We start from the raw sequence: 24983 nt of genomic DNA on the forward strand, positions 1-24983 counted from the left end.
CTGCTTCACATACCGCTACAAAACGCAAGATCTGCGGGAGCCAGACCGGTATCACACCGAGGCGGAAAAGCGCTCGAATCCGCGCGCCCTCAGCACGCAGGCCGGACATTCGCCACAGCCGTAGCCCCATGCTTGGCGGTGGCCACGATCCCCCAGGTAGCAGGTATGGGTGTGCTCCACGATCAGGTCTACCAGCGCCTGGCCACCCAGCTGCCGCGCCAGTTCCCAGGTTTGCGCCTTGTCTATCCACATCAACGGAGTTTCGATCATATAGCGCTTATCCATGCCCAAGGACAAAGCCAGTTGCATCGCCTTCATGGTGTCGTCGCGGCAATCCGGGTAGCCCGAAAAGTCGGTCTCGCACACGCCGGTCACGATGACTTCCAGGTTGCGCCGATACGCCAGGGCCGCAGCCAGGGTCAAGAACAACAGATTACGCCCTGGCACAAAGGTGTTGGGCAAGCCGCTCTCTTCCATCTTGAACGCCATATCGCGCGTCAGCGAGGTCTCGCTCACCTGGCCCAGAACGGACAAATCCAGCAAATGGTCTTCGCCCATCTTGCCGGCCCACTGCGGGAACTTCAGCTTGATCTGCTCGAGTACGCGCAAACGGGCCTGCAGCTCCACGTGGTGGCGCTGGCCATAGTCGAAGGCGACGGTCTCCACATGGTCGTACTTGGACAACGCCTGGGCCAGGCAGGTGGTGGAGTCCTGCCCACCAGAAAACAAAACAAGAGCGCGGGAATGCATGGTCGGATTTCAATAACAGTAACGAAGCTTTATAGGCTATTTTCGTAGAAGACGACAGCCGGGCCCGACTGCGCGCTGGCACGCCTCATTCCAGGCCGGGGCAGTTAGGATGTGGCAATGAAATTCCTCTTGCGCCTGGTCCGCACACTGTTCAGGTACACCCTGACTCCCCTTGTCGCCCTGCTACTGGTGTTCGAAGAATGGGGCTGGGAGCCACTGGCCCGGTGGATGGACAGGCTGGCGCGTTTGCCGATCTGGTCACATTTGGAGCGTCTGGTGCGGCGCCTGCCGCCGTATGCAGCCCTGCTGGTATTTTTTGTGCCCATGCTGACACTGCTGCCCATCAAGCTTCTGGCGTTTTACTGGATCAGCAAGGGCCATGCCTTGCTGGGCCTGCTCGTGGTGCTGGCAGCCAAGCTGCTGGGCACAGCGGTGGTAGCCCGCCTGTTCCATTTGACGCAGCCGGCACTGATGCGGCTGCCCTGGTTCAGCCGCCTGTACCTGCGCTGGAAAGCCTGGAAGGACGAATTGATCGCCCAAGTCAGAAACAGTCGGCCCTGGCGTATCGCCCGGGCGACCTCACGTTCCGTGCGCCAAGTCAGCCGTAAGCTACTGGAAACCCTGCGCCAAGCCTTCCGCTAGCCCTCAGATGTCTTATAAGCCTTTTAGGGCTCTAGCGCAGGTAGTACCTGCGCTAGAAGCTATAAAGACAATAGCAAAACGAAATCGAGTTTAATGGGAATGGCGTGGCACGGTCGAACCGCGGCAGCCCACCAAAAAGTCGAAATCGCAGCCATCGTCGGCCTGCAGCACGTGGTCCACGTACAGGCGGGCATAGCCACCCGACAGCGGCTTGGGCGCGTTACCAGCCAGGGCGGCCAGGCGCTCGGCCAGCTCGGCATCGCTGATGTCCAGGTGCAAGCGGCCTTGTTCGCAGTCCAGCTCGATAAAGTCACCATCGCGCACCGCAGCCAGCGGGCCACCGGCAGCGGCCTCGGGAGCCACGTGCAGCACGACGGTGCCGTAGGCAGTTCCGCTCATGCGGGCGTCGGAGATGCGCACCATGTCCTTCACGCCCTGGCGCAGCAGTTTGGGCGGCAAGCCCATATTGCCAACCTCGGCCATGCCGGGGTATCCCTTGGGGCCGCAGTTCTTCATCACCATCACGCAGCTGGCGTCGATGTCCAGGTTCTCATCGACGATGCGTTCCTTGTAATGCTCCAGGTTCTCGAACACCACGGCACGGCCACGGTGCTTGAGCAAGGCGGGCGTGGCGGCAGAGGGTTTGAGCACCGCACCGCGTGGCGAGAGGTTGCCGCGCAGGATGCAGATGCCACCGTCGGCGATAAGCGGGTTGTTGATGGGGCGGATCACCTCATCGTTGTACTGGGGTGCTTCGCGCACGTTGTCCCACATGGACTTGCCGTTGACCGTCAACGCGTTAGGGTGCGGCAGCAGGCCGTTCTCGCCCAGGCGGCGCAGCACGGCGGGCAGGCCACCCGCGTAGTAGAACTCCTCCATCAGGAAGCGACCCGAGGGCTGCAAGTCCACGATGGTCGGGGTGTTGCGGCCGATGCGGGTCCAGTCTTCCAGGTCCAGCTGCACACCGATACGGCCGGCAATGGCTTTCAGATGGATGACGGCATTGGTCGAGCCGCCAATGGCAGCATTGGTGCGGATGGCGTTTTCAAACGCTTCGCGGGTCAGAATCTTGGACAGGGTCAGGCCTTCACGCGCCATTTCCACTGCACGCGAGCCGGACATATGGGCTAGCACGTAACGGCGCGAATCCACGGCGGGAATCGCCGCGTTGTGCGGCAGTGAGGTACCCAGGGCTTCGGCCATGCAAGCCATGGTGGACGCCGTGCCCATGGTGTTGCAGGTACCGGCCGAACGGGACATGCCGGCTTCGGCGGCAAAGAACTGGTGTTCGTTGATTTCGCCAGCCTTCAGCGATTCATGCAGCTGCCACACAGCCGTGCCCGAGCCGATGTTCTTGCCGTCCAGCTTGCCGTTCAACATGGGGCCGCCGGTCACGACGATGGCGGGGATGTCGCAGCTGGCTGCGCCCATCAGCAGCGCGGGCGTGGTCTTATCGCAGCCGGTGAGCAGCACCACCGCGTCGATGGGGTTGCCACGGATGGCCTCTTCCACGTCCATGCTGGCCAGGTTACGCGTCAGCATGGCTGTGGGACGCAGATTCGACTCTCCGTTGGAGAACACCGGGAACTCGACCGGGAAGCCGCCGGCCTCAAAGATGCCGCGCTTCACATGCTCGGCGATCTTGCGGAAGTGGGCGTTGCACGGCGTCAGCTCAGACCAGGTATTGCAGATGCCGATGATGGGACGGCCGTCGAACTCATGGTCAGGAATGCCCTGGTTCTTCATCCAGCTGCGGTACATGAAGCCGTTCTTGTCGGCAGTGCCAAACCACTCAGCAGAGCGCATTTTTTTCGGGGTATCAGTCATAGTTAATTTTTCAGAGAAGAGCGGCTACGGAAATCAGCCGTGGGGAGATTTGCGGGCGGTAAAAAGGCGCTGCAACAAGCAGAACAGGAAAAGCAGCGCGCCCACCACGATGCGCGTCCACCACGAACTCAAAGACCCGTCGAAGGAAATCAGCGTCTGGATGATGCCCAGCATCAACACACCAAACAGCGTGCCCACCATGTAACCAGAGCCACCGGTGAGCAGCGTGCCACCAATCACCACGGCGGCAATCGCGTCCAGTTCCATGCCCACTGCATGCAGGCCATAACCAGACAACATGTAGAAGGTGAACACGACGCCTGCCAAGGCCGAGCAAAAGCCGGACAGTGTGTAAACACCAATCAGCGTGGAGCGCACCGGCAGCCCCATCAGCATGGCCGAGTGCTCGCTGCCACCGACTGCGTACACATTGCGACCAAATGGCGTGCAGTGCGCCAAGAAAACGGCCACCACTAAAACGACCAGGGCGATCACGGCACCGATGGAAATAGACGCATCACCCCACACCGGCAGGCGCATTTGCGACACCTCGGAGTAAAACTCGTTAGTCATGCTGATCGAATCAATACTGATCAAATAGCACAAACCGCGCGCCAGAAACATACCAGCCAAGGTCACGATAAAGGGCTGCAGACGGAAGCGCTCAATCAAGAAGCCCATGAACGCACCGAACGCCGTGCCCATCAGTAGCACCAGCGGAATCACCAGGGCGGGGCTCCAGCCGTGGTTCTCCACCAGCGAAGCCGACACCATGGTCGTGAAGGCAATCACCGAGCCCGCCGACAGGTCGATACCGCCCGACAAGACCACAAAGGTCATGCCCACCGCCACGATCACCAGGAAAGCGTTGTCGATCAGCAGGTTCAAAAACACCTGCAGTGAGAAGAAACCGTCGTAGAACACCGAGCCCAGCGTGGCCATGGCCATGAACAGGGAGATGGTCGCCACCAGGGGCACGTACTTGGGATTGATACGCACAGCAACACGCGGAGGCGATATAGGCTGCGCAGTTTGGGGGAGAACAGTGCTCATGCGCGAACCCCAGAGGAGCCGGGGCGCACCATCCACACGCCCATGGTGGCACGGAACTCGGGCGACTGCAGCAGCATGACGGCGAACACCACCACGGCTTTTACGACCAGGTTGATCTCAGGCGGAACGCCCAGCGAATAAATGGCGTAGGTCAGCGTCTGGATGATCAAAGCACCAATCACGCTGCCCACCAGGCTGAAGCGACCACCGGTCAACGCCGTGCCGCCCAGGGTCACAGCCAGGATGGCATCTAGCTCCAGCAGCTGTCCGGCGTTGTTGCCGTCTGCACTTTTTACGTTGGAGCTGATCAACAGCCCCGCCACACCGGCGCAGAAACCACAGAATGCGTACACCCACACCGTCAGGCTGCGTGCCTGTATGCCCACGCCGCGTGCGGCTACCGGGTTGATACCCACGGTCTGGATGAAAAGGCCTAATGCAGTACGCGTCATGGCCAAGTGCAGCACACCAAACACCAGGGCGACGATGAACAGCGAGAACGGCAGCCCCAACCAGTAGCCGCTACCCAAAAAGAAAAACGGCGAGTAGTAAATGGTGATGATCTGCCCACCGGTGATGAGTTGGGCAATACCCCGGCCGGCCACCATCAAGATCAGCGTGGCGATGATGGGCTGCATGCCGATGCGCGCCACCAGCAAGCCATTCCACGCACCGCAGAACAAGGCCACAGCCAATGCCGCCAAGATGGCCAAAAGCATAGGGAAACGGCTGGCATGGACGGCCACACCATCCTGTACCACCAGCGCCCCACCAATCATCCAGGCGGCCAAGGCCGCCGATATGGCTACCACGGCACCGACGGAAATATCGATACCGCGCGTGGCGATCACCAGCGTCATGCCCAGAGACACCAACACCAACGGCGCGGCGCGGTTCAAGATGTCGATCAAGCTGCCATACAGATGGCCCTCACGCCACTCGATATGCAGAAAACCGGGGTTGAAAACCACGTTCACCACCAGCAAGAGCAGCAGCGTCACCAGGGGCCACGCCAAGCGATGGCGCATCGACCGGCAAAAGCGGCCCAATACAGAGTCAAGCATTTCCAGCCGCAATCATTTGGTACACCTCGTCCTCGGTACTGCCGCCGGGCAGCTCCCCCACTTTGCTGCGTTCGCGCAGCACCGCAATACGGTCAGACACGCGCACCACTTCGCTCATTTCCGAAGAAATGAACAACACCGCCATGCCGTCGCGTGCCAGGCGTAGGATCTCCTCCATGATTTCCTGCTTGGCCGCCACATCGATGCCACGTGTGGGCTCGTCCAGAATCAGCAGCTTTGGGTCGGTCGCCAGCCAGCGTGCGATCACGGCTTTTTGCTGGTTGCCACCAGACAGCAAACCAATCGGGGTTTCGATGCTGGCCGTCTTGATGCCTAGCTTCTTCACGAAATGCTCGGCCAATGCCGTTTGCTCGGCCATGGACAGGAATTTGCGCAAGCCCAAGCGTGCCTGCAAGGCCAACGCGATGTTTTCACGCACCGACAGTTCGGCCACGATGCCATCGGTCTTGCGTTCCTCGGGGCACAGGGCTATGCCGTGCTTTACCGCATCTGCTGGGTTAGACAGCTGCACCGCCTCACCGCGTATGTGCAAGCTGCCACGGTCAGCCGATTCCAGGCCAAACAGCAAGCGTGCCAACTCGGTACGCCCAGCCCCCAGCAAACCCGCCAAGCCCAGCACTTCGCCCGCATGTAGGCTCACGTCCACCGGAAGCAAGCGCCCTGCCTGGCCTAGGCCCTTTGCCTGCAAGAGCGCACGCTCGTTCTGCGCGCTGTCGCGCTGGGCGCCCGCCACCGCCGTCTGCACCGAGAACTCGCGGCCCAACATGGCGGAAATCAAAGCCTGCGGCTCCAGATCCTTGGCCATCCACTCACCCACCCAGGCGCCGTTTCTCAGCACCGTGATACGGTCAGATACGGCGTACACCTGGTTCAGGAAATGGGTGACGAACACGATCGCCAGTCCTTCGCCGCGCAGACGGCGCAGCACTTCAAACAGCTTCTGGACCTCATCTTCGTCCAGGCTGGATGTAGGCTCGTCCAGTATCAGCACCTTGGATTCCACACCCAGGGCCCGTGCAATCGCGACCAATTGCTGCACTGCCACGGGGTAGGATGACAGCAACTGCGTTACATCAATATCCAAGCCTATACGGGCAAGCAACTCACGGGCCCGGCGATGCACCGACCCCCAGTCGATGCGGTAACCCTGGGACAAGCCATAGCGCGGGTAGCGCCCGGCAAAGACGTTCTCAGCTACCGACAGATTCGGGCACAAATTGACCTCTTGGTAAACCGTGCTGATGCCCAACTTCTGGGCCGCCAGCGGCGAATCGGGGCGTATCCGTTGGCCAGACAGGCGCATCTCGCCACCACTGGACTCCAGCACGCCGGTCAGCACCTTGATCAAGGTGGATTTACCGGCACCGTTCTGCCCCATCAGCGCGTGTATTTCACCCGGGTACAGGTTCAGCTGCACGCCACGCAACACGGGGTTGCCAGCGAACTGCTTGTCAATGCCCGCAAGTTGCAATACAGGCTGAACGCTGGCGCTGCACATTATTTGTTCTTGTTGTAGACGTCAACAAACACGGCTGCGAGCAACACCAGGCCCTTGATGATCTGCTGGTAGTCGATACCGATACCCATGATGGACATCCCGTTGTTCATCACGCCCATGATGAAGGCGCCAATCACGGCCCCCATGACTTTGCCGACGCCGCCGGATGCCGATGCTCCGCCGATGAAGCAGGCGGCAATCACGTCCAGCTCAAAACCCAGCCCGCCCTTGGGCGTCGCGGTGTTCAGCCGGGCGGCAAACACCAGCCCAGCCAGCGCGGCCAGCACGCCCATGTTGATGAAGGTGTAGAAAGCCAGGCGCTCGGTTTTGATGCCCGACAGCTTGGCGGCCTTTTCGTTACCACCCAGGGCGTAGACGCGGCGGCCAATGGTGGTGCGGCTGGTCACGAAGTCAAACAGCGCAATCAGCAGCGCCATGACGATCAGTACATTGGGCAGGCCCTTGTAGGATGCCAGCAGGTAGCTAAAGGTAATCAGCAAGGCCGAGAAAATCACCATCTTGCCCCAAAAGAAGGCCGTGGGCTCGCCGGCAACACCGTGCTTTTGCTGGTTGGCACGAGCGCGTATACCGGCCACCACCAAGGCCAGGGCCACCAATACGCCCAGCAACAAAGAGGTCAGGCGCAGCCCTTCGGAGCTGAACAGATCGCCAATAAAGCCCGAACTGAGCATCTGAAAAGTATCTGGGAATGGACCTACCGACTGCCCTTGCAGCAATGCCAGCGCCAAACCGCGAAACACCAGCATGCCTGCCAGCGTGACGATGAACGACGGAATCCGAAAGAAGGCCACGAAGTAGCCCTGCATGGCCCCGATCAACCCGCCTACCGCGAGACAGAGGATGGCCGTGGGCAGGTAATGCCATTCGTAATTGACCATCAGCACCGCAGCCACTGCGCCGACAAAGCCGACGATGGAGCCGACCGACAGGTCGATGTGGCCGGCCACGATCACCAGCAGCATACCTAAGGCCATGATGACGATGTAGCTGTTTTGCAGTACCAGGTTGGTCAAATTCAACGGCTGCATCAGAGTGCCATTGGTCATGAACTGAAAGAAGGCCATGATGGCCACCAGCGACAGCAGCATGCCGTATTCACGCAGGTTGCTCTTGAAAAAGCTCAGGCCTGAAGGCGCAGCGGGGACAGCAGATACTGCAGGGGTTGTAGTTGTTTTTTCCATGATCTGAGTGTTCTAGTAATGCTTTAGTTGGCGCTGACGATGGCGCGCATGATTTTTTCCTGGCTGGCCTCGGCGGTAGGCATTTCAGCCACAAACCGCCCTTCGTTCATCACGTAAATGCGGTCTGAAAGACCCAGCAGCTCGGGCATTTCAGACGAGATCACGATCACACACTTGCCCTCGGCGGCGAGTTGCGCAATCAGGGTGTAAATCTCGAACTTGGCCCCCACGTCGATGCCGCGCGTAGGCTCGTCAAGGATAAGTACCTCGGGGTTGGTGAACAGCCATTTGCTCAGCACCACTTTTTGCTGGTTTCCGCCCGACAGGTTGACCACTTTCTGGTCCACGCCTGAGCAGCGAGTACGCATTTTTTCGCGGTAACCCTGGGCCACGGCGTACTCACGGCCATCATCGATGACGCCGTTTTTGGACACACCAGGCAGATTCGCCAGCGAGGTATTCCACTGAATGTCTTCGTTCAACACCAAGCCGTTACCCTTGCGGTCTTCAGTGACGTAGGCCAAGCCATGTGCCACGGCTTTTTGCACCGTGGACACGTCGATTTCCTTGCCGTGCAGCAGCGCCTTGCCGCTGATGCGCTGGCCCCAGGATTTGCCAAACACACTCATTGCCAATTCGGTGCGGCCAGCGCCCATCAGCCCGGCAATTCCGACGATCTCGCCGCGCTTGACGGTGAGGTTTATGCCTTTGACCATCTCGCGATCGGCATGCTGCGGGTGGTAGGCACGCCAATCGCGCAACTCAAACACGGTCTCGCCAATATTGGGCGTACGTTTGGGGTAGCGGTCGGCCATTTCGCGGCCCACCATGCCACGGATCACGCGGTCCTCGCTAATGGATTCGGCGCGGCAGTCCAGCGTCTCCACCGTAGTGCCGTCACGCAGGATGGTGATGGAGTCGGCTACCTTGGAGATTTCGTTGAGCTTGTGCGAAATCAGAATACAGGCAATACCCTGGGCTTTGAGCTCCAACAGCAACATCAGAAGCGCATCGCTGTCGGTTTCGTTCAGGCTGGCCGTCGGTTCATCCAGAATCAGTAGCTTAACTTCTTTGGACAACGCCTTTGCAATTTCGACCAATTGCTGCTTGCCCACGCCAATATTGGTGATCAGCGTGTTGGGAGATTCCTTGAGGCCAACCTTCTTCAGCAAGGCCTGGGTTTGGCTATGCGCCGCCATCCAGTCAATCACGCCGTTGTGCGCGGTCTCATTGCCCAAGAAAATGTTTTCGGCAATCGACAGCAGCGGTACCAGGGCTAGCTCCTGGTGGATGATGATGATGCCTTGTTGCTCGCTGTCGTGGATGCCGCTGAAACGACGCTCCTCGCCCATGTAGCGGATTTCTCCGCTGTAGGTGCCGTGGGGATAGACACCCGACAAGACCTTCATCAAGGTTGACTTTCCTGCGCCGTTTTCACCCACTACGGCATGTATCTCACCCGCATGCACACGCAGATTGACCTTGTTCAACGCAACCACTCCAGGGAATGTCTTGCGGATGTCGTGCATCTCCAGAATTGTTTTCAACGCCTATTCCTCTTTTAGACTTACGCAGCGCCCGTGAGTCAGGCGGTAGTCACCTGCTCTCGGGCGCTGCGTAAACCGTGCTTCAGTTGAAAGCAAATTGCATCTCAGGCAAAGCGATCCCGCGCCGCAAGGTGCAGGATCGCTGGCCTTCACGGCTTACTTGACTTGCGATTCCTTGTAGTAACCGCTGTCAATCAGGATTGGCTTCCAGTTGGAAGCATCCACAGCCACTGGCTTAAGCAAGTAGGCAGGCACGACCTTGATGCCGTTGTTATAGGTCTTGGTGTCGTTGATTTCAGGCTTCTTGCCGGACAACTCGGCATCCACCATATTGGCAGTCACCTTGGCCAACTCGCGGGTGTCCTTGAAGATGGTGGAATATTGTTCACCGCGCAGAATGGACTTGACCGAAGGCACTTCCGCGTCCTGGCCGCTCACGATAGGGCAAGGCTGGGTCTTGGTGCAGTAGCCCACGCCCTTGAGGGACGACAGGATACCGATCGAGATGCCGTCATAGGGGGACAGCACGGCATCGACCTTGTCCTTGGTGTAGAAGGCGGACAGCAGGTTGTCCATGCGGGCCTGGGCCACAGCACCATCCCAACGCAGGGTACCGACCTTGTCCATACCCATTTGCTTGCTACGCACCACCAGCTTGCCGCTGTCGATGTAGGGCTTGAACACGCTCATCGCGCCGTCGTAGAAGAAGAAAGCGTTGTTGTCGTCTGGCGAGCCACCGAACAACTCGATGTTGAACGGGCCTTTGCCCTGCTTCAAGCCCAGCTTGTCCACAATGGTGCCGGCTTGCAACACGCCGACCTGGAAGTTGTCAAACGTAGCGTAGTAGTCGACGTTCTTGGAGCCCTTGATCAGGCGGTCATAGGCAATAACCTTGACACCCTTGTCGGCAGCGTTTTGCAGTGCCTTGGACAGCGTGGTGCCGTCAATGGAAGCAATCACCAGAACCTTGGCACCCTTGGTAACCATGTTCTCGATCTGAGCCAACTGGTTAGGGATGTCGTCGTCCGCGTACTGCAGATCGGTCTTGTAGCCGCGCTCCTTGAGCACCTTAACCATGTTGTCGCCGTCAGCGATCCAGCGGGCCGAAGATTTCGTGGGCATGGAAATGCCGATGGTTCCCTTGTCTTGTGCATTGGCTTGGGGCGCAAAACCCATAGCAGCCAGGGCCATGCTGGCCAGCAAGGTTTTAATAAACGTACGTTTCATTGGATTGTCTCCGGTGGTTAAAAAAACGCCCCAGTATCAAGGGCGTTACTGTTTGCGCAGATCAGTATTTACGCTTGGGGAACTCTTTGGCGGCCACTTCCATAGGGAAGATGCCTTCTTCGGTCACGATACGCTTTTGCAAGGTCTTACCGGCTTTCAAATCTTTCACGGCGGACATCAACTGAGGGCCAAGCAATGGGCTGCACTCGACGGACACATTCAACTTACCAGCGATCATGGCTTCGAAGGCACCCTTGACCGCATCGATAGAGATGATGGTGATGTCTTTAGCAGGCTTGAGTCCGGCCTCCTCAATCGCCTGGATTGCACCAATCGCCATGTCGTCATTGTGTGCATACAGCACGTTGATCTTCTTGCCCTCGGCCTTCAGGAAAGCTTCCATGACTTCCTTGCCTTTGGCACGGGTGAAGTCACCGGTTTGAGAGCGGATGATCTTGAACTTGGGATCTGCCTTGATGATCTCTTCAAAGCCCTTCTTGCGGTCGATGGCCGGAGCAGAACCCACGGTTCCTTGTAGCTCGACGATATTCACTTCGCCGCTGGTGCCTTTCATTGCGTCCACCAGCCAACGGCCGGCTTTGCGACCTTCTTCTGTGAAATCCGAGCCCATGAAGGAGACATACAGGGAGTCGTCCTTGACGTTAACCGAGCGGTCCGTCAACACCACGGGGATCTTGGCGGCCTTGGCTTCGCGCAGCACGGTTTCCCAGCCCGACTCCACTACAGGAGAAAACGCAATTACGTCAACCTTTTGGGCGATGAAGGAGCGGATGGCCTTAATCTGGTTTTCCTGCTTTTGCTGGGCGTCGGAGAACTTCAATTCAATACCGGCTTCTGCGGCGGAGGCCTTGATGGAGTCGGTATTGGCCGTACGCCATTCGCTTTCAGCGCCCACCTGACTGAAACCCAACACAATTTTTTTCTGCGCAAAGCTGGTCGTGGGCAACAGACCGAGAAAGGGCGCGGTAGCCAGCGCAGCCGCAAGAGTACGACGATTGATTTTCATGATGTCTCCTAGTTGGTTTCGTTGTTTGCCCTGTCCACAGCATCAAGCCAGCATGTAGCCGGTCTTCACGGTGGTGTAGAACTCTGCTGCATAGCGCCCCTGCTCGCGCGGACCATAGCTAGACCCTTTGCGGCCACCGAAGGGCACGTGGTAATCGACACCCGCCGTGGGCAGATTGACCATGGTCATGCCCACGTCGGCATGGCGCTTGAAATGCATAGCGTTTTTCAGCGATGCAGTGCAAATGCCTGCACATAGACCAAATGGCGTCTCGTTCGCCAAGGCCAGCGCATGCTCATAGCTATCGGCGCGCAGCACGCAGGCCACCGGGCCAAAAATCTCTTCCCGGGCCACGCGGTGTTCCGGTTTGGCCAGAAACAACGCAGGGCTCATGTAATGGCCTGGTGTGGCGGACTCCAGCATGGCGCCACCCCATACATGCTCCGCACCTTCGGCACGGGCAATCTCCATCCAGGCCAGGTTTTGCTCCAGCTGATTGCGGTCCACCACGGGACCTATGGCGGTATCACGCTCCAGCGCATGCCCGATCTTCAGGTTCACCATACGTTGGCGCAGACGGGACACAAAAGCATCATGCACCCCGGCTTCCACAATCAAGCGGCTGGATGCCGTGCAGCGCTGGCCAGTGGAGAAGTACGCACCCTGCACCGCACAGTCCACCGCCTGGTCGAGGTCGGCATCGGCCAGCACCACCAAGGGATTTTTGCCGCCCATCTCCAGCTGCACCTTGGCACGCCGTGCTGCCGCAGTTTGCAAAATGCGCTCACCCGTGGCGGAGGATCCGGTAAAGCTGATTGCATTGACGCGCGGGCTGTCTACCAGCGCCTGCCCCACCTCCCGGCCACTACCCATGACCAGATTGAAAACCCCGGCCGGCAGACCTGAGCGGCTGATAATTTCAGCCAATGCCCAGCCGCAAGTGGGCACCAGCTCGGCAGGCTTGAACACCACGCTGTTGCCATAGGCCAGCGCGGGCGCAATCTTCCAGGCCGGGATCGCGAACGGAAAATTCCACGGGGCGATGATGCCCACCACCCCTACCGGCTCACGCGTTACATCCACCTGCACACCGGGTCGGGTCGAAGCCAAGGTCTCCCCCGGAATACGCAAAGCCTCGCCGGCGAAAAACTTGAATATTTGGCCGGCCCGCGTCACCTCGGCCACAGCCTCCGGCAAGGTCTTGCCTTCTTCCCGGGCGAGCAGGTAGCCCAGCTCCGACTTGCGCGCCAGGATTTCGCCACCAATATGGTCTAGCACGTCGAAGCGGCGCTGGGGAGTACTCAGACTCCAGTGCGGAAGTGCTTCCGCTGCGGCGCGAATAGCCAACTCGGTCTGGTTGCGGTCTGCACGGGCATATTCGGCAACAACGTCCCGGGTATCCGACGGGTTCTCGCTGGTGCCGGTGGTAACACCCGTCTCCCAGCGGCCGTTGATGTATTGCCGGGCGGTTTGCAGTTTTGCGCCGAATGTCATGTATCTGTATTGCCCAATGTGCCGGGAGTCTAAAAACAAAATTCATATCAATCCAATCACTTTTTAGACAAAATACATATCAATGTCTGCATTCTGGAAAACCCCATGACGAATTACACCCACTGGTTCATCCGCGCCCGGCTGAAAACCCGGCAGCTGTTGCTACTGGTCGCCCTGGCCGAGGAGGGCAATATCCACCGCGCAGCCCAGGTGCTCAACATGACCCAGCCCGCCGCCTCCAAGCTGCTCAAAGACCTGGAAGACGTGTTGGAAGTGTCCCTGTTCGACCGCCTGCCGCGCGGCATGCAACCCACCTGGTACGGCGAAACCATGATCCGCCATGCGCGCGTGGCCCTGGCCAGCTTGAACCAGGCGCACGAAGAACTCACCGCGCTGAAGGCAGGACGCTTTGGCCAGGTCAGCGTAGGCGCGATCACCTCGCCAGGACTGACCTTGCTGCCCTCCGCGGTGGCGCTGGTAAAGCAAGAGCAGCCCACGCTGCGCATCGCCCTGGAAATTGACACCAGCCCGGTGCTGATTGAGCGGCTGCAGCAGGGCAAGCTGGATATTCTGGTGGCCCGTCTGTTCGCCGAGCACGACAAGGCCAATCTGCGCTACGAACCGCTGGTGGAAGAGCCGGTTTGTGCGATCGCCCGGCCCGGCCACCCGCTGATCGGCATGACGGGCCTGACATTGCGTGACGTGGTCGGAGCCGGCTGGATCGTGCCGCCAGCCGGCAGCGTGTTACGCCACCGCTTTGAGCTGATGTTCCAGGAAGTGGGACTGGCCACGCCTCTGAATGTGATTGAAAGCGCCGCCCTGCTCTTCATCACCCGCATGCTGCAGCAAAGCGATATGGTGGCCGTGATTGCCGCCGATGTGGCCCAGTATTACGCGGCCCATGGCATTGTCTCCATCGTGCCGCTGGAGATACCCTGCCACATGGACGCATTTGGCATCATCACCCGCACAGACCGCCTGCCCTCCCCAGCAGCCAAGGTGATGATGAAAGCCTTGAAGACCGCCAGCCTGTCGCTGTATGGGCGCAAGCTGGAGATGGAATAGCCCCAGGGCCTTCTTCAGGCCCAGCCCGCATCCACCTTGAACTCCTGGGCGGTGCACATGGCGCCGTCGCTGGAAGCCAGAAACAACACCATACGGGCGATGTCTGCAGGCAAGATTTTGTCGGGCAGGCACTGGGTGCGTTGCAAATTGGCCTCACCCTCTGCGTCCAGCCACAACTGGACCTGGCGTTCAGTCATCACCCAACCTGGCGACACGGTGTTGATGCGGATGCGGTCCTGGCCCAGGCTTTTGGCCAAACCGCGCGTCAGGCCATTCACCGACGACTTGGCGATCGCATAGCAGGGGTAGCCCGTGCCCTTGGTCTGCCAGCCGGTAGACCCCAGGTTGATGATGGAGCCGCCGCCCAGCCGACGCATGCCCGGCACCACCGACTGGATCGCAAAAAACGCCGGCCGCTCGTTGATGGCCATGCGCTGGTCGTAGTACTCGGGGGTGACCGACTCCAGCGTGTGGCGGTCGTCGCTGGCCACATTGTTCACCAGCGCCGAAAAGTCACCCAGCACCGCAGCCGCATCCTGTATGGCCGCTTGCAGCGCAGCCACATCCCGCACATCGCAGGTACGCCACCAGGGCGCGGCATGGCCGGCGTCGTGCAACTGCTGCGCCAGCGCGCGGCTGGCATCTTCGGCCACATCCACGAAGGCGACCCGCGCGCCCTGCTCGACAAATGCCGACACGATAGCGGCGCCAATGCCGCCGCCGCCACCGGTCACGAAGACAGGCAGGTTGCGCAAACTGGGGTAGGTGGAGTCCAATGCGGCGCCGGCATATGTCGCCTGTGGGTTAGTTGTATTTGTCATTGCAAAATATATATCTTTAAATGCAAAAAATAATGCATTTTGATATAACTATGCCTTGCACAGCCTATCCACGTCAAGCACCAGGACTACCCATGCACTGGACAACGCTCAACTTTTCAGTCGCCCCCTTGCGCCCTCTGCCACAGCAGAATTTATAAGAAATAGGGCTCTAGCGTAGATATTTACTGCGCCAGCAGCTACTAAATAAATAGCATCTACCCATGCGCCATTAAGCGCCTGCGACCCGGTTGCCGTCCAACACTGCGTGCAAGGCCACCAAAGCCTGGGTCAGCTTGTGCTGCGGGTCCAGATAGACCATCGGCAGAGATTGTTCGTGTGACTCACGGATCTTGACCGAGGAAGACAGATACGGCTGCAACACAGGCAAGCCCTCTGCCACCAACTCGTTCACCATGCGCTGCGGCAAATTGGCGCGCGGCTGGAACTGGTTGACCACAATGCCGTCCACCACCAGGCCGGGGTTGTGGTCCACGCGGATTTCCTGCACGTTCTCCAGCAATGTGTACAGAGCCTTGCGCGCAAACTCGTCGCAATCGAACGGAATCAGGCAAGCACGCGCACCAATCAAGGCCGAACGGGTATAGAAATTCAGCGCTGGCGGAGTATCAAGGTAGATACGGTCGTAGTCGCCTCCCAATTGCTGCAAGGCCTCACGCAGCTTGTATAGCTTGTGGCGTGACTCCAGCTTGCCCTCCAGCTCCCCCAGCATGGGGCTGGAAGGCATCACATGCAGGTTCTCGTGCGGCGTAGGCACGATGAAATCCGTAGGTGGCACAGTGCGCAGGCTGTAGCTCAAGCAATGCTCAAAGAATCCGGCCACGGTGGGCTGGTCTTCGCGCGCCAGCGCTCCCAGCAGGTAGCTGGTGGAATTTCCCTGCGGGTCCAGATCGATCACCAGGGTGCGCAAACCCTGGCTTGCACTGATGGCGGCCAGGTTGCAGGTAATGGTGGACTTGCCCACCCCACCCTTCTGGTTGAAAACGACAAGCGGCATGGCACGGTTCCTTGTACAAAGAGGCAGGGAATGAAACTCGGGCTATTGTCCACGCTCCATGCCCGGTGCAGGCCAGCAGCAAATCGCATGCCCGCCGAGGCCGAAATAAGTCGTTGGCCGGCACAGATAGCAGCCGATCCAGCGGCAGTGATTTGGTAGCATGAAGACATGTTCCACCGCGCCCGCATTCGGCCCGCACTCATTGCCGGCAGCCTCAGTCTTTTTGCATTCAGCAGCGCCTTGGCAGGCAGCACCCCTACATATGAAACGCCAGACGCGGAAAAATTCGTACGGCGCATGTTGGCTGAAGCCGATGCAGGCAAGACCCTACGCGTCAGCAGCAAGACCCTGATGCAAGCCTACAAGTCCAGCGAAGCTGGCGCCAACCAAAAATACAAAGGCAAACCGCTGCTGGTAGAAACCACGGTAGACCTAGTCTCGCGCGACATGGTCGGCGCCCTGGTGGTGTACCTGAAATCGGGCTCCTTCATGCCGGTTGCAGCCCGCTTTGACACCAAGGTCACCCTGGTCGAAGGCCTGGAAAGTGGCGCCGGCACAGTCAAAATCAGACAACTTCCAGCGGAAGAAGCCGTTACCTTTCTAAAACGCGGCCAGACTATCCATATGCTCTGCAAAGGCGACGGCTACAGCCTGGGCTCCCCGGGGCTGGAGCTTTGCAATATCGTCAGCTTATAAAGGGCGGCATTTAAGCCACTGGCTCAGCCCCCTGCGCGGCCTTGTGCATCGTAATCACATCAAACGGGCAGCGTAGCGCGCATTTGCTGCAGCCGGTACAGGCGTCTATATCGCTGAGAACAGAGAACTTCTTCCAGCCCTGCCTTTCCAAGGACAGCAAATGCAGATCGCAAGTAGGCACGCACCAGCCGCAGCCAGTGCAGCGAGTGGTGTCTATGAGCGGTTTCGGCACTTGGCGAGAGGTTCCCATTTCAAGACACATCATAGGACTGCATGGCGATGGCTCGCCTTTGAACACGTTCTCAGTCCCAACACATTAACGAAAATCCGAACATGCAAGAACCTTTGTCCCCCTCCATTCGTCGCACCTGGCTGTACCCCCTGGCCTTGGCCACAGCCATCGCGGGTTGCGCTTCCGCGCCGCCCACGGCGCCTATGGAAGCAGCAAAACCCCAAGCCACCACTAGCGCACCCGAGGAGACGCCAACCGACGCGCAAAACCTGCAGCAGGATTTCGCCCGCTGGATAAATAGCGTCCGCGCGCCGGCGCTAGCGGCTGGCATCAGTGATGCCACCCTGCACACCGCTTTCGACAATGTGCGCTACCTGCCGCGTGTGGTCCAGCTGGACCAGGCACAGCCCGAATTCACCCGCACGGTATGGGACTATCTGGACTCCGCCGTGTCCCCGCAACGCGTACGGCGCGGCCAAGACAAGCTCCTGCAAGTCCGGGCTGAAGCCGATGTAGCAGCAGCGCACTACGGCGTACCGGCCAGCACCCTGGCCGCCATCTGGGGCATGGAAAGCAACTACGGCAGCAACTACGGCGACATCCCCACCATCGATGCGCTGGCCACGCTGGGCTTCGAAGGGCGGCGCGAAGACTGGGCCCGTAGCCAATTGCTGGCAGCGCTGAAGATTCTGCAAAACGGCGACATCGACCGCGCCCACATGATCGGCTCCTGGGCTGGCGCCATGGGCCAGACCCAGTTCCTGCCGTCGAACTTTCTGGCCTATGCCGTAGATGCCGATGGCGACGGCCGCCGCGACATCTGGGGCAGCATGGCCGACGTGCTGGCCTCGACAGCCAACTTCCTGGCCCGCTCAGGCTGGCAAGCCGGTCAGCCCTGGGGCACCGAAGTGCAGTTGCCCCAAGGATTCGACCTCAGCCGCGCCGACGCCCAAATACGACAGACCACCGAGCAGTGGGCGCACGAGGGAGTACGCAGCATGGACGGCGCAGCGCTGCCTACGCTGGACGCGGCAGAAATCCTGCTGCCCGCAGGCGTACGCGGCCCCGCGTTTCTGGTGGGCCCCAACTTTCGCGCCATCCTGCGCTACAACAACTCCACCAGCTATGCGCTCGCGGTCAGTCTGCTAGCCCAGCGCCTGGACAATGGCCCCGGTGTACAGGCCGCGTGGCCGCGTGATCTGCAAGCCCTCACGCGCAGCCAAATACGGGAGCTACAAACAGCACTGAACCAGCGGGGATTTGCCAGCGGCAGCGCCGACGGCCTGATGGGCCCCGCCACACGCGACGGCCTGAGAAAGTACCAACGCAGCCTGGGCCTGCCTGCCGACGGCTATCCAGACCTGGATGTGTTGCAGCGCCTGCAAGCGCCATAGCATTACGGATTCAGGACATCCGCAATGCACCGGTAACCCGAGCGTCAGGCCAGCTGGCGTTGTACATGCTTGAGCAAGCCTTCACAGGCATCTTCGACCAGGTCCAGTACGGCCTCAAACCCTTGCTCCCCACCGTAATAGGGGTCCGGGACCACCGGGCTTTCATGGTGTTCACAGAACTCGGTCAAGCGTCGGATCTTGGGATGGTGGCGGGACGGGCTTTCGCTCTGAGTCAAAGCCAGGTTGTCCCAGTCCATCACCAGAATCAGGTCGTATGCGTCAAAGTCCGCCTCCTGGATCTGCCGCGCCCGTAAACGAGACAGGTCGTAGCCACGCCGGGATGCATGCGCCTGCGATCGGGTGTCAGGCGGACTGTTGGGATGGTAGTTGTGGGTGCCGGCGGAATCCACGTGGACTCGATCGTCCAAGCCCATTGCGGTCACCTTGTGCAGGAATACACCATGGGCAGTCGGACTGCGACAGATATTGCCCATACAGACAAATAAAACAGAGAAGTTTTTCATCATCGTCTTCGTGTGGAATGCGGAATCCTGGTCAAGCTGGAATCAACAGTACCAGAGTCCCCAGTCGGGCCATGCTTTAACACCAAGCTGGCAAATATACTGTATATTAAAACAGTATTTAGCCAAACTATAGATGTGAGAAACCGTATGGAAACCATGATCGAAGCCCTGTACACCGTCACTCTTAGCGACTATCCCGATCTACCCGCAAAGGAACGCATGGCTGCAGAAGCGCGCTACTGCAAAGCGTTGGAGCGGCGTATAGGCCCACCGGAAGACGTAGCGCATGTGCTCAAAGCAATAGAGCGTCTGACAGACGACAGTGAGGTGTCAGAACCCAGCGATGAAACGCGTAAGCTGGTAAGCCATTGGCATCTTGCGTGCAACGTAGCACGCACTGCGGGCTTACAAGGATTGGGGGATCTACCAGAAGCCTGGTTTAATGTTCGTGTCTTGTAGACCTCACCCATCTCAAACCTTGAAAAAGCTTTGGCTGTTGAGATACAGAGTCCCGCTGACTCCGCAATATTTCGCCCCGAAACCCATGCTGAACCTTCTCCTTACAACCGCTGCTGGAACCCTTGCGGCCGCAGTAGCATTCGCTATGGCTCCAAGCTTGTTGGGTAGGAGCCTCAGCGTCTGGGAAGTCGTGCTGTGCGGCGGTTTGGCGTTAGCCTCCGCAGGCTGCGTACTACGGTACCGAAAACGCCTGGAGCGCAAGCGGCTGATTGGCATGCGCGACTCAGCCTTGTGGTGATGCAGCAGTCACAGGGCCAATCCTTGACGCCTCGCGCCGGCCCGGCACAAGAGGCAACAACCCGCCCCAAAGCGAGCATCCGCCACTCTGCAGAGAGCCCCAAATTATTGGGATCCCCGCTGAAAACCAAAGCTCCTTACTCAAGGCAACGCTGAACAAGTCCCTCGCGGTCTGCGCATCCCTGGCCTCGGGGTATCCCGGATCGGACTACCCGCAGGGGCGTTGAGCGCTATGACCGGCTCGGGCGTCATTGGTGGGTGGTCGATTGCACCTAATAGGATCACCGTGTGCTTACAAACGATCACAGATCCGCAATTGAAGTTTGCAGTGGGGCTGGGCGATTCCACCCTAGAAGCTATCCGTAGAATCAGTTAGTTCACTGAGCCGACGACTTGGTTGCGGCCAAGCTTTTTTGCTTGGTACAGATTGTCATCTACCAGCTGCAACAATTGATAGCTTGCAAGCGGGCTGTCAGGGGACATCGTTCCAACACCCAGGCTGAGGGTTAGCCACTCGCTCACGGTCGAGTCAGTATGTGGAATCTGGCAGGCCAATACGGCCATGCGTATGGACTCGGCAAATTCAAGCGCTTTGGGAAAGGGTGTTTCGGGAAGCACACAAACGAACTCTTCTCCACCATAGCGGGCTACAAAATCGGCTGGGCGCTTGATGCTGGTTTGAAACAGGCGGCCCAAGCGCCTCAGGCAATCATCACCGCCTTGGTGCCCGTAACAATCGTTGAATCGCTTAAAGAAATCAACGTCTATCAGGATGAGGCTCAGTGGCAACTTGCTGCGTTGTGCCCGCGCAACCTCAATTCCGAGCTGTTCATCAAAGTAACGCCGATTTCGCACACCAGTCAAGCCATCCATGAATGCAAAATTTCGCAACATGTCCGACTGACATTTGAGGGCAATGTGCGCTCTCACTCTCGCCCGCACAATCTTCAAGTTGATGGGTTTGGAAATGAAATCTACGGCGCCAACTTCCAAACCATGTTCCTCTGAGACCTCATCTCTATGGGCGGTCACAAAAATGACAGGAATATCTGCAGTGACCGGATTAGCTTTTAGCCGCGTGCAGACCTCATAACCGTCCATCTCGGGCATCATGACATCGAGCAACACCAAATCGATCGCGTCCTTCTCGCAGATCGACAACGCCTTGGCGCCGCTGGTTGCCATGAAGACCTGAAACTCAGTAGCGAACGCATGGTAGAGGACCTGGATGTTGATAGTCTGATCGTCCACGATCAACAGCTTTGGTTTTGACTCGGGCTTTAACGATTGCGATTGGAGGGAACTCATACTGGGAAATTAGTGTGTGGCAGTCAGAAAGGCAATCAATTCATTCGCGTGCTTTTGGGCGGCCTCCAGATCCAGGCTTTGAATGGCGTGCTCCAAAGTTTCAACCCTGCCATACATCGAATCAGGGAACTCACTGCGGATTTCTGCAAACATCTCCACCGCCGAAAGATCATCGTTTGACAGTAGCCCATTCAGCGCCTGCAAGCGAGACACAAGGGTGCCGGCAGCCTCATTTGACATCGCGCTATCGTCCGATGGCGCCACATCGACTCCTGCACGTATCTTTTCTGGCGATATAACGCCGGTTTCCAGCTCTGAAATTGCCCTTAATAAAAGCCTTTTTGCTGACTGGCATAGCTCCCCAAGGTCATCCAGGCTAGCGGCGCATTCCTCAAATCCTGATGGACTCTGACATACCTTCTCCAACAAACCGGCCTTCAAGGCAAGTTCATTTGTGCCCAGCGTGACCGCATTGCCCTTGAGGGTATGCAGTCGCATCTTGACCATTTGGGTGTTGCCAGCTTCAATATCCCTGCGTATCTCCGAAACTTCAGTATCTAGCGCCTTTGCAAAAGACTCAGCGGTGCGGATGTACAAAAAACGCATCCCCGACATGCGCCGCACCGCCGCATCCAGTGCAAGCCCCGGTATGACTGGCAACTCTGTAGGTTCCGTCGAAATGAGGGCGCTTGCGGGTGTCTCTAGCATCTGGGGTTGAAGCCCGGTCATGCGAATTAAAAGCGACACCAGCTTGGCCATATCAAATGGCTTGCCAATGTGTTCATTCATCCCCGCTGCCAGACACGCATCACGATCGCTGGCCATGACATTCGCAGTCATGGCAACAATCGGCAGATATTGCAGCTGCAAGTCTTCTCTAATAGCTCGTGTTGCACCATAGCCGTCCAACACTGGCATCTGCACATCCATCAGCACCACGTCAAACTGCGGTGCAGCCGCTGCAACGGCATCCACACCCAATTGGCCGTTAGCGGCCAATGACACAGTGGCTCCCTCTGAGTTGAGCAGTTCTTCGGCCACTTGCTGGTTAATTAGGTTGTCCTCTACCACCAGGATACGCATTCCTTGGAGTTGCCTGGTGCTACTGCGTCCTTTGGAGGGTTTGCGAATGCCAGCTTTGCCAGCCTGGGCATCCATCCACGCGTCGTAGAGCATAGAGGCCGTAGCGGGTTTGACCAAATAGCCATTGATGAGCTCCTGCTCCGCTTCACTGCGGTGGGTCAGTGTTTCCAGTCCATGCGCGGTGAGCATGATGACGGTAGGGTGGGGAAGACCACTGCGCTCGCTCAATTGTCGAATCTGGCGAGTGGTTTCCCAGCCGTCCATGCCGGGCATCTTCCAGTCCATGTAGATCACGGGGTAGGGAAACTCTGCAATTGCTGTCGCACATTGGGCAGACAGGTGTTCAATGGCCTCTTTACCGGATTTGGCAAGGTCTGCCGTCCACCCCCAGGAGCGCACCATGCGCAGGGTCAACTCAGCAGCAATTGGGTTGTCATCGACCACCAATACGCGCTGGGGCGTACCGTTTGGGTCACTGGGGGATGGCGCCTGTATTTCAGCGGCATTGACCGTAGGCATGTCCAGGGTGCACGTGAAAGTGCTGCCCACGCCTAGCTCTGAAGTAACCTTGATCGTCCCGCCCATGAGTTCCACAAATCGTTTGCTGATGGCCAGTCCCAAGCCTGTGCCGCCAAAGCGGCGTGTGGTGGAGCCTTCAGCCTGGGAGAACCCGTCAAATATATGGGCTTGGTGCTCAGGTGCGATGCCAATGCCGGTGTCACGCACTGCAAATTCGACAGTAGCTGTGTGCTCTGTCTGCGCCAGTTTGCGCAACGACAGTACTACTTGCCCCTCGGAGGTGAATTTGACGGCATTCCCGCCCAGATTAATCAGTACTTGCTGCAGGCGCATGGCGTCGCCACGCAGTACCAGGGGCAGCGTTGGGTCTATGTCAAAAAGTACTTCAATGTCTTTGGTGCCGACATTGGCCGACAGCACCACAGAGAGATTGCGCATCAGCTTGTCGATGTGAAACGGCTCATTCTCCATCGCCATCTTGCCCGCTTCAACTTTGGAAAAGTCCAGGATGTCGTTGAGCAGGCCCAGCAAGGACTGCGCTGCGCCTTCTGTCTTACTGGCGTAGTCGCGCTGGCGCGAGGTGAGTTCTGTGCTTTGCAGGAGGTTGAGCAGCCCCAGAATGGCATTCATGGGCGTGCGGATTTCGTGGCTCATGTTGGCCAGAAATTGCCCTTTGCTCAATGCAGCCTGCTGCGCACTGTCACGCGCCACCTTGAGCTCGCGCTCATATTGCTTGCGCTGCGTCATGTCCTGGAATATGCCGCTGAGACGAATAACTTTCCCATCGACAACCCAGGGTGTGCATGTGGTGCGTACATCAATGCGATTGCCCTTGGAGGTGTAAGTTTCCAGCTCCAGGTCATAGGGCTTGCCCTGGTCTATCGCCAGTTTCAGGGCCTGTTCAAGGCGCTCACGGGACTCTGGCAGGAAATTCTGCACACCCGCGTCCACAGTCGGGTCAAACTCGTCTGGGGAGGTCTCGAGGATCCGGTAGGTTTCGGCAGTCCAATACAGAACATTTGTTTCAAGGCTGAGTTCCCAGCCGCCGACTTTGGCCACTTTCTGCGACTCTTCCAGGAGCGAATTGCTGACCTGCAGTGCGGCTTGCGATTCCTTGCGCGCGGTGATGTCGTTGCGGATGGATATGTATTTTTCAATGTTGCCGGCCTCATCCCGCATGGGCATGACCATGCTGTCTACCCAGTACAACGATCCATCTTTAGCCCGATTGCAAATTTCGCCGTGCCAGGCAGTACCACTTTTGATGGTGCTCCAAAAATTCACCCAGAAGTCGGCAGACAGAACGCCTGAATTGATGATTCGGTGGTTTTGGCCTACCAACTCTTCGCGGCTGTATCCGCTAATGCGGCAGAACGCATCATTCACCGTGATGATGCTGCCATTGCGATCCGCCGTCGAAACAATCGAGTGGTCGTCGATCGCTTTATAAAGACTTGCTGTTTCACGCTGCGACTCAACCAATTTTTGCTGGCGCTCTTGCAACGCCAGGGTCATGTCATTAAAGGCACGACCTAGCAGCCCCATCTCATTGCGGCTGGTGAATGCATTGCGGACCGACATGTTTCCGCGCTGCACTTCCAGCGCTGCTGCTGTAAGGCCAGTCAATGGCGCAAGAATGCGGCGAAAGGTAAACCAAACACCAAAACTAATGAACAGCAAGAATATCGCCATGAAGCCGCTTTGCACTTGGAGTCGCTCCGCGCGGACAGCAGCGCGCTGTTCAGCAAACATCTCTGTCAAATCAAATGCACCTTCGCTTATGCGACGTGTCTCTATGGTCAGATGGTCAACAAGCGTTTCACGCCGCTCAAGGTCTAGAGCAGAATCACTATTGGAATTCGTAAAAATTGCATCGAATTGATCGGGCAGTGCCTCGGCCACTGAAATGATCGACTTCGCCAAACCCATCGCTTTGTTTTGAGGGCTCAGGTGGTCAACCAATGTGTGCATAGACTGCAGAAGTTCTGCGTGAATGGCGTGCCACTGACGCGAAGCGCGGGGACTTGCATGAAGCACGGCATCCTGCTCCATCGCCAACAAGCCCGCAACATTGCGAGAGGCAACGCGGGCTTGGCGCGCCACTTTTTCCAGCACTTCAATTTGAGACTGATACCGGACCGTGATTGCAATACTGCTGACGGCCATCAGCATTGCCACTGCGAGCCCAACAATCAAGGCGCTGCGAATTTTCATAAGC

The 24983-nt window shown here is 58.3% G+C and carries 21 protein-coding genes; 5 read left to right on the forward strand and 16 right to left on the reverse strand.

Annotation, left to right across the window (positions count from 1 at the left end; genetic code table 11):
• Positions 1 to 51: 51 nt before the first annotated feature.
• On the reverse strand, positions 52 to 750 hold the full coding sequence (gene queC / locus AC4BBN_RS17610) for a 7-cyano-7-deazaguanine synthase QueC (RefSeq protein WP_490593297.1): 699 nt from the start codon (positions 748 to 750) through the stop codon (positions 52 to 54).
• A gap of 117 nt (positions 751 to 867) precedes the next feature.
• On the opposite strand from queC, the gene AC4BBN_RS17615 reads away from it, so the two are divergent.
• Positions 868 to 1392 (forward strand): hypothetical protein, encoded by a 525-nt coding sequence (locus AC4BBN_RS17615; RefSeq protein ID WP_490593298.1) that lies wholly within the window; start codon positions 868 to 870, stop codon positions 1390 to 1392.
• A 90-nt stretch (positions 1393 to 1482) separates the two neighbouring features.
• On the opposite strand, the gene AC4BBN_RS17620 is transcribed toward AC4BBN_RS17615, so the two are convergent.
• The 9 genes from AC4BBN_RS17620 to AC4BBN_RS17660 form a co-directional block, all read right to left on the reverse strand.
• Positions 1483 to 3219, reverse strand: coding sequence for an IlvD/Edd family dehydratase (locus AC4BBN_RS17620; protein ID WP_490593299.1), 1737 nt, complete (start codon positions 3217 to 3219; stop codon positions 1483 to 1485).
• Positions 3220 to 3252: 33 nt separating this feature from the next.
• Positions 3253 to 4272: a galactofuranose ABC transporter, permease protein YjfF gene (gene yjfF / locus AC4BBN_RS17625; RefSeq protein WP_490593300.1), complete on the reverse strand. Its 1020-nt coding sequence runs from the start codon at positions 4270 to 4272 to the stop codon at positions 3253 to 3255.
• Complete coding sequence (locus AC4BBN_RS17630) at positions 4269 to 5300, reverse strand: ABC transporter permease (RefSeq protein WP_490593301.1); 1032 nt, start codon at positions 5298 to 5300, stop codon at positions 4269 to 4271. The genes yjfF and AC4BBN_RS17630 overlap by 4 nt, the downstream gene beginning before the upstream one ends.
• A 28-nt stretch (positions 5301 to 5328) precedes the next feature.
• Positions 5329 to 6855: a sugar ABC transporter ATP-binding protein gene (locus AC4BBN_RS17635; protein WP_490593302.1), complete on the reverse strand. Its 1527-nt coding sequence runs from the start codon at positions 6853 to 6855 to the stop codon at positions 5329 to 5331.
• Positions 6855 to 8057, reverse strand: coding sequence for a multiple monosaccharide ABC transporter permease (mmsB, locus tag AC4BBN_RS17640; protein WP_490593303.1), 1203 nt, complete (start codon positions 8055 to 8057; stop codon positions 6855 to 6857). Before mmsB ends, AC4BBN_RS17635 begins: the two co-directional genes overlap by 1 nt.
• A 23-nt stretch (positions 8058 to 8080) precedes the next feature.
• On the reverse strand, positions 8081 to 9586 hold the full coding sequence (gene mmsA / locus AC4BBN_RS17645) for a multiple monosaccharide ABC transporter ATP-binding protein (protein WP_490593646.1): 1506 nt from the start codon (positions 9584 to 9586) through the stop codon (positions 8081 to 8083).
• Between the two features lie 174 nt (positions 9587 to 9760).
• On the reverse strand, positions 9761 to 10831 hold the full coding sequence (chvE, locus tag AC4BBN_RS17650) for a multiple monosaccharide ABC transporter substrate-binding protein (protein ID WP_490593304.1): 1071 nt from the start codon (positions 10829 to 10831) through the stop codon (positions 9761 to 9763).
• Positions 10832 to 10892: 61 nt separating this feature from the next.
• A complete protein-coding gene (locus AC4BBN_RS17655) occupies positions 10893 to 11858 on the reverse strand; it encodes an ABC transporter substrate-binding protein (RefSeq protein ID WP_490593305.1) in 966 nt (321 codons plus the stop codon).
• Positions 11859 to 11900: 42 nt separating this feature from the next.
• Entirely contained in the window at positions 11901 to 13352 is a 1452-nt protein-coding gene (locus tag AC4BBN_RS17660; RefSeq protein WP_490593306.1) for an aldehyde dehydrogenase family protein, read from the reverse strand.
• Positions 13353 to 13457: 105 nt separating this feature from the next.
• Here AC4BBN_RS17660 and AC4BBN_RS17665 point away from each other — a divergent pair, with 105 nt between their 5' ends.
• Positions 13458 to 14417, forward strand: coding sequence for a LysR family transcriptional regulator (locus AC4BBN_RS17665; RefSeq protein WP_490593307.1), 960 nt, complete (start codon positions 13458 to 13460; stop codon positions 14415 to 14417).
• A gap of 14 nt (positions 14418 to 14431) precedes the next feature.
• Here the strand turns inward: AC4BBN_RS17665 and AC4BBN_RS17670 are convergent, their stop codons facing one another.
• Both AC4BBN_RS17670 and AC4BBN_RS17675 read right to left on the reverse strand, forming a co-directional pair.
• On the reverse strand, positions 14432 to 15238 hold the full coding sequence (locus AC4BBN_RS17670) for an SDR family NAD(P)-dependent oxidoreductase (RefSeq protein ID WP_490593308.1): 807 nt from the start codon (positions 15236 to 15238) through the stop codon (positions 14432 to 14434).
• 229 nt (positions 15239 to 15467) lie between these two features.
• Entirely contained in the window at positions 15468 to 16253 is a 786-nt protein-coding gene (locus tag AC4BBN_RS17675) for a ParA family protein (protein WP_490593309.1), read from the reverse strand.
• A gap of 168 nt (positions 16254 to 16421) precedes the next feature.
• On the opposite strand from AC4BBN_RS17675, the gene AC4BBN_RS17680 reads away from it, so the two are divergent.
• On the forward strand, positions 16422 to 16949 hold the full coding sequence (locus AC4BBN_RS17680) for an OB-fold protein (RefSeq protein WP_490593310.1): 528 nt from the start codon (positions 16422 to 16424) through the stop codon (positions 16947 to 16949).
• A gap of 10 nt (positions 16950 to 16959) precedes the next feature.
• On the opposite strand, the gene AC4BBN_RS17685 is transcribed toward AC4BBN_RS17680, so the two are convergent.
• Positions 16960 to 17214, reverse strand: coding sequence for a 4Fe-4S dicluster domain-containing protein (locus tag AC4BBN_RS17685; RefSeq protein WP_490593311.1), 255 nt, complete (start codon positions 17212 to 17214; stop codon positions 16960 to 16962).
• Positions 17215 to 17282: 68 nt separating this feature from the next.
• Here AC4BBN_RS17685 and AC4BBN_RS17690 point away from each other — a divergent pair, with 68 nt between their 5' ends.
• The gene (locus tag AC4BBN_RS17690; RefSeq protein WP_490593312.1) at positions 17283 to 18575 is read left to right on the forward strand and encodes a lytic murein transglycosylase; all 1293 of its coding nucleotides are present in this window, start codon (positions 17283 to 17285) and stop codon (positions 18573 to 18575) included.
• Between the two features lie 44 nt (positions 18576 to 18619).
• Here AC4BBN_RS17690 and AC4BBN_RS17695 read toward each other — a convergent pair whose 3' ends face one another.
• The gene (locus AC4BBN_RS17695) at positions 18620 to 19099 is read right to left on the reverse strand and encodes a low molecular weight protein-tyrosine-phosphatase (protein ID WP_490593313.1); all 480 of its coding nucleotides are present in this window, start codon (positions 19097 to 19099) and stop codon (positions 18620 to 18622) included.
• 147 nt (positions 19100 to 19246) lie between these two features.
• Between AC4BBN_RS17695 and AC4BBN_RS17700 the strand changes: the two genes are divergently transcribed.
• Complete coding sequence (locus tag AC4BBN_RS17700; RefSeq protein ID WP_490593314.1) at positions 19247 to 19558, forward strand: hypothetical protein; 312 nt, start codon at positions 19247 to 19249, stop codon at positions 19556 to 19558.
• 669 nt (positions 19559 to 20227) lie between these two features.
• Here the strand turns inward: AC4BBN_RS17700 and AC4BBN_RS17705 are convergent.
• The gene (locus AC4BBN_RS17705) at positions 20228 to 21163 is read right to left on the reverse strand and encodes a diguanylate cyclase (RefSeq protein ID WP_490593315.1); all 936 of its coding nucleotides are present in this window, start codon (positions 21161 to 21163) and stop codon (positions 20228 to 20230) included.
• Between the two features lie 9 nt (positions 21164 to 21172).
• Positions 21173 to 24979, reverse strand: coding sequence for a response regulator (locus tag AC4BBN_RS17710; RefSeq protein WP_490593316.1), 3807 nt, complete (start codon positions 24977 to 24979; stop codon positions 21173 to 21175).
• Positions 24980 to 24983: the final 4 nt, after the last annotated feature.

Source organism: Rhodoferax sp. SPJ21, assembly GCF_058216335.1.

Excerpts from the sequence above, each read along its gene's own strand:
- queC (WP_490593297.1), bottom strand. The coding sequence starts at position 750 with ATGCATTCCCGCGCTCTTGTTTTGTTTTCTGGTGGGCAGGACTCCACC.
- AC4BBN_RS17615 (WP_490593298.1), top strand. The coding sequence starts at position 868 with ATGAAATTCCTCTTGCGCCTGGTCCGCACACTGTTCAGGTACACCCTG.
- AC4BBN_RS17620 (WP_490593299.1), bottom strand. The coding sequence starts at position 3,219 with ATGACTGATACCCCGAAAAAAATGCGCTCTGCTGAGTGGTTTGGCACT.
- yjfF (WP_490593300.1), bottom strand. The coding sequence starts at position 4,272 with ATGAGCACTGTTCTCCCCCAAACTGCGCAGCCTATATCGCCTCCGCGT.
- AC4BBN_RS17630 (WP_490593301.1), bottom strand. The coding sequence starts at position 5,300 with ATGCGCCATCGCTTGGCGTGGCCCCTGGTGACGCTGCTGCTCTTGCTG.
- AC4BBN_RS17635 (WP_490593302.1), bottom strand. The coding sequence starts at position 6,855 with ATGTGCAGCGCCAGCGTTCAGCCTGTATTGCAACTTGCGGGCATTGAC.
- mmsB (WP_490593303.1), bottom strand. The coding sequence starts at position 8,057 with ATGGAAAAAACAACTACAACCCCTGCAGTATCTGCTGTCCCCGCTGCG.
- mmsA (WP_490593646.1), bottom strand. The coding sequence starts at position 9,586 with ATGCACGACATCCGCAAGACATTCCCTGGAGTGGTTGCGTTGAACAAG.
- chvE (WP_490593304.1), bottom strand. The coding sequence starts at position 10,831 with ATGAAACGTACGTTTATTAAAACCTTGCTGGCCAGCATGGCCCTGGCT.
- AC4BBN_RS17655 (WP_490593305.1), bottom strand. The coding sequence starts at position 11,858 with ATGAAAATCAATCGTCGTACTCTTGCGGCTGCGCTGGCTACCGCGCCC.
- AC4BBN_RS17660 (WP_490593306.1), bottom strand. The coding sequence starts at position 13,352 with ATGACATTCGGCGCAAAACTGCAAACCGCCCGGCAATACATCAACGGC.
- AC4BBN_RS17665 (WP_490593307.1), top strand. The coding sequence starts at position 13,458 with ATGACGAATTACACCCACTGGTTCATCCGCGCCCGGCTGAAAACCCGG.
- AC4BBN_RS17670 (WP_490593308.1), bottom strand. The coding sequence starts at position 15,238 with ATGACAAATACAACTAACCCACAGGCGACATATGCCGGCGCCGCATTG.
- AC4BBN_RS17675 (WP_490593309.1), bottom strand. The coding sequence starts at position 16,253 with ATGCCGCTTGTCGTTTTCAACCAGAAGGGTGGGGTGGGCAAGTCCACC.
- AC4BBN_RS17680 (WP_490593310.1), top strand. The coding sequence starts at position 16,422 with ATGTTCCACCGCGCCCGCATTCGGCCCGCACTCATTGCCGGCAGCCTC.
- AC4BBN_RS17685 (WP_490593311.1), bottom strand. The coding sequence starts at position 17,214 with ATGATGTGTCTTGAAATGGGAACCTCTCGCCAAGTGCCGAAACCGCTC.
- AC4BBN_RS17690 (WP_490593312.1), top strand. The coding sequence starts at position 17,283 with ATGCAAGAACCTTTGTCCCCCTCCATTCGTCGCACCTGGCTGTACCCC.
- AC4BBN_RS17695 (WP_490593313.1), bottom strand. The coding sequence starts at position 19,099 with ATGAAAAACTTCTCTGTTTTATTTGTCTGTATGGGCAATATCTGTCGC.
- AC4BBN_RS17700 (WP_490593314.1), top strand. The coding sequence starts at position 19,247 with ATGGAAACCATGATCGAAGCCCTGTACACCGTCACTCTTAGCGACTAT.
- AC4BBN_RS17705 (WP_490593315.1), bottom strand. The coding sequence starts at position 21,163 with ATGAGTTCCCTCCAATCGCAATCGTTAAAGCCCGAGTCAAAACCAAAG.
- AC4BBN_RS17710 (WP_490593316.1), bottom strand. The coding sequence starts at position 24,979 with ATGAAAATTCGCAGCGCCTTGATTGTTGGGCTCGCAGTGGCAATGCTG.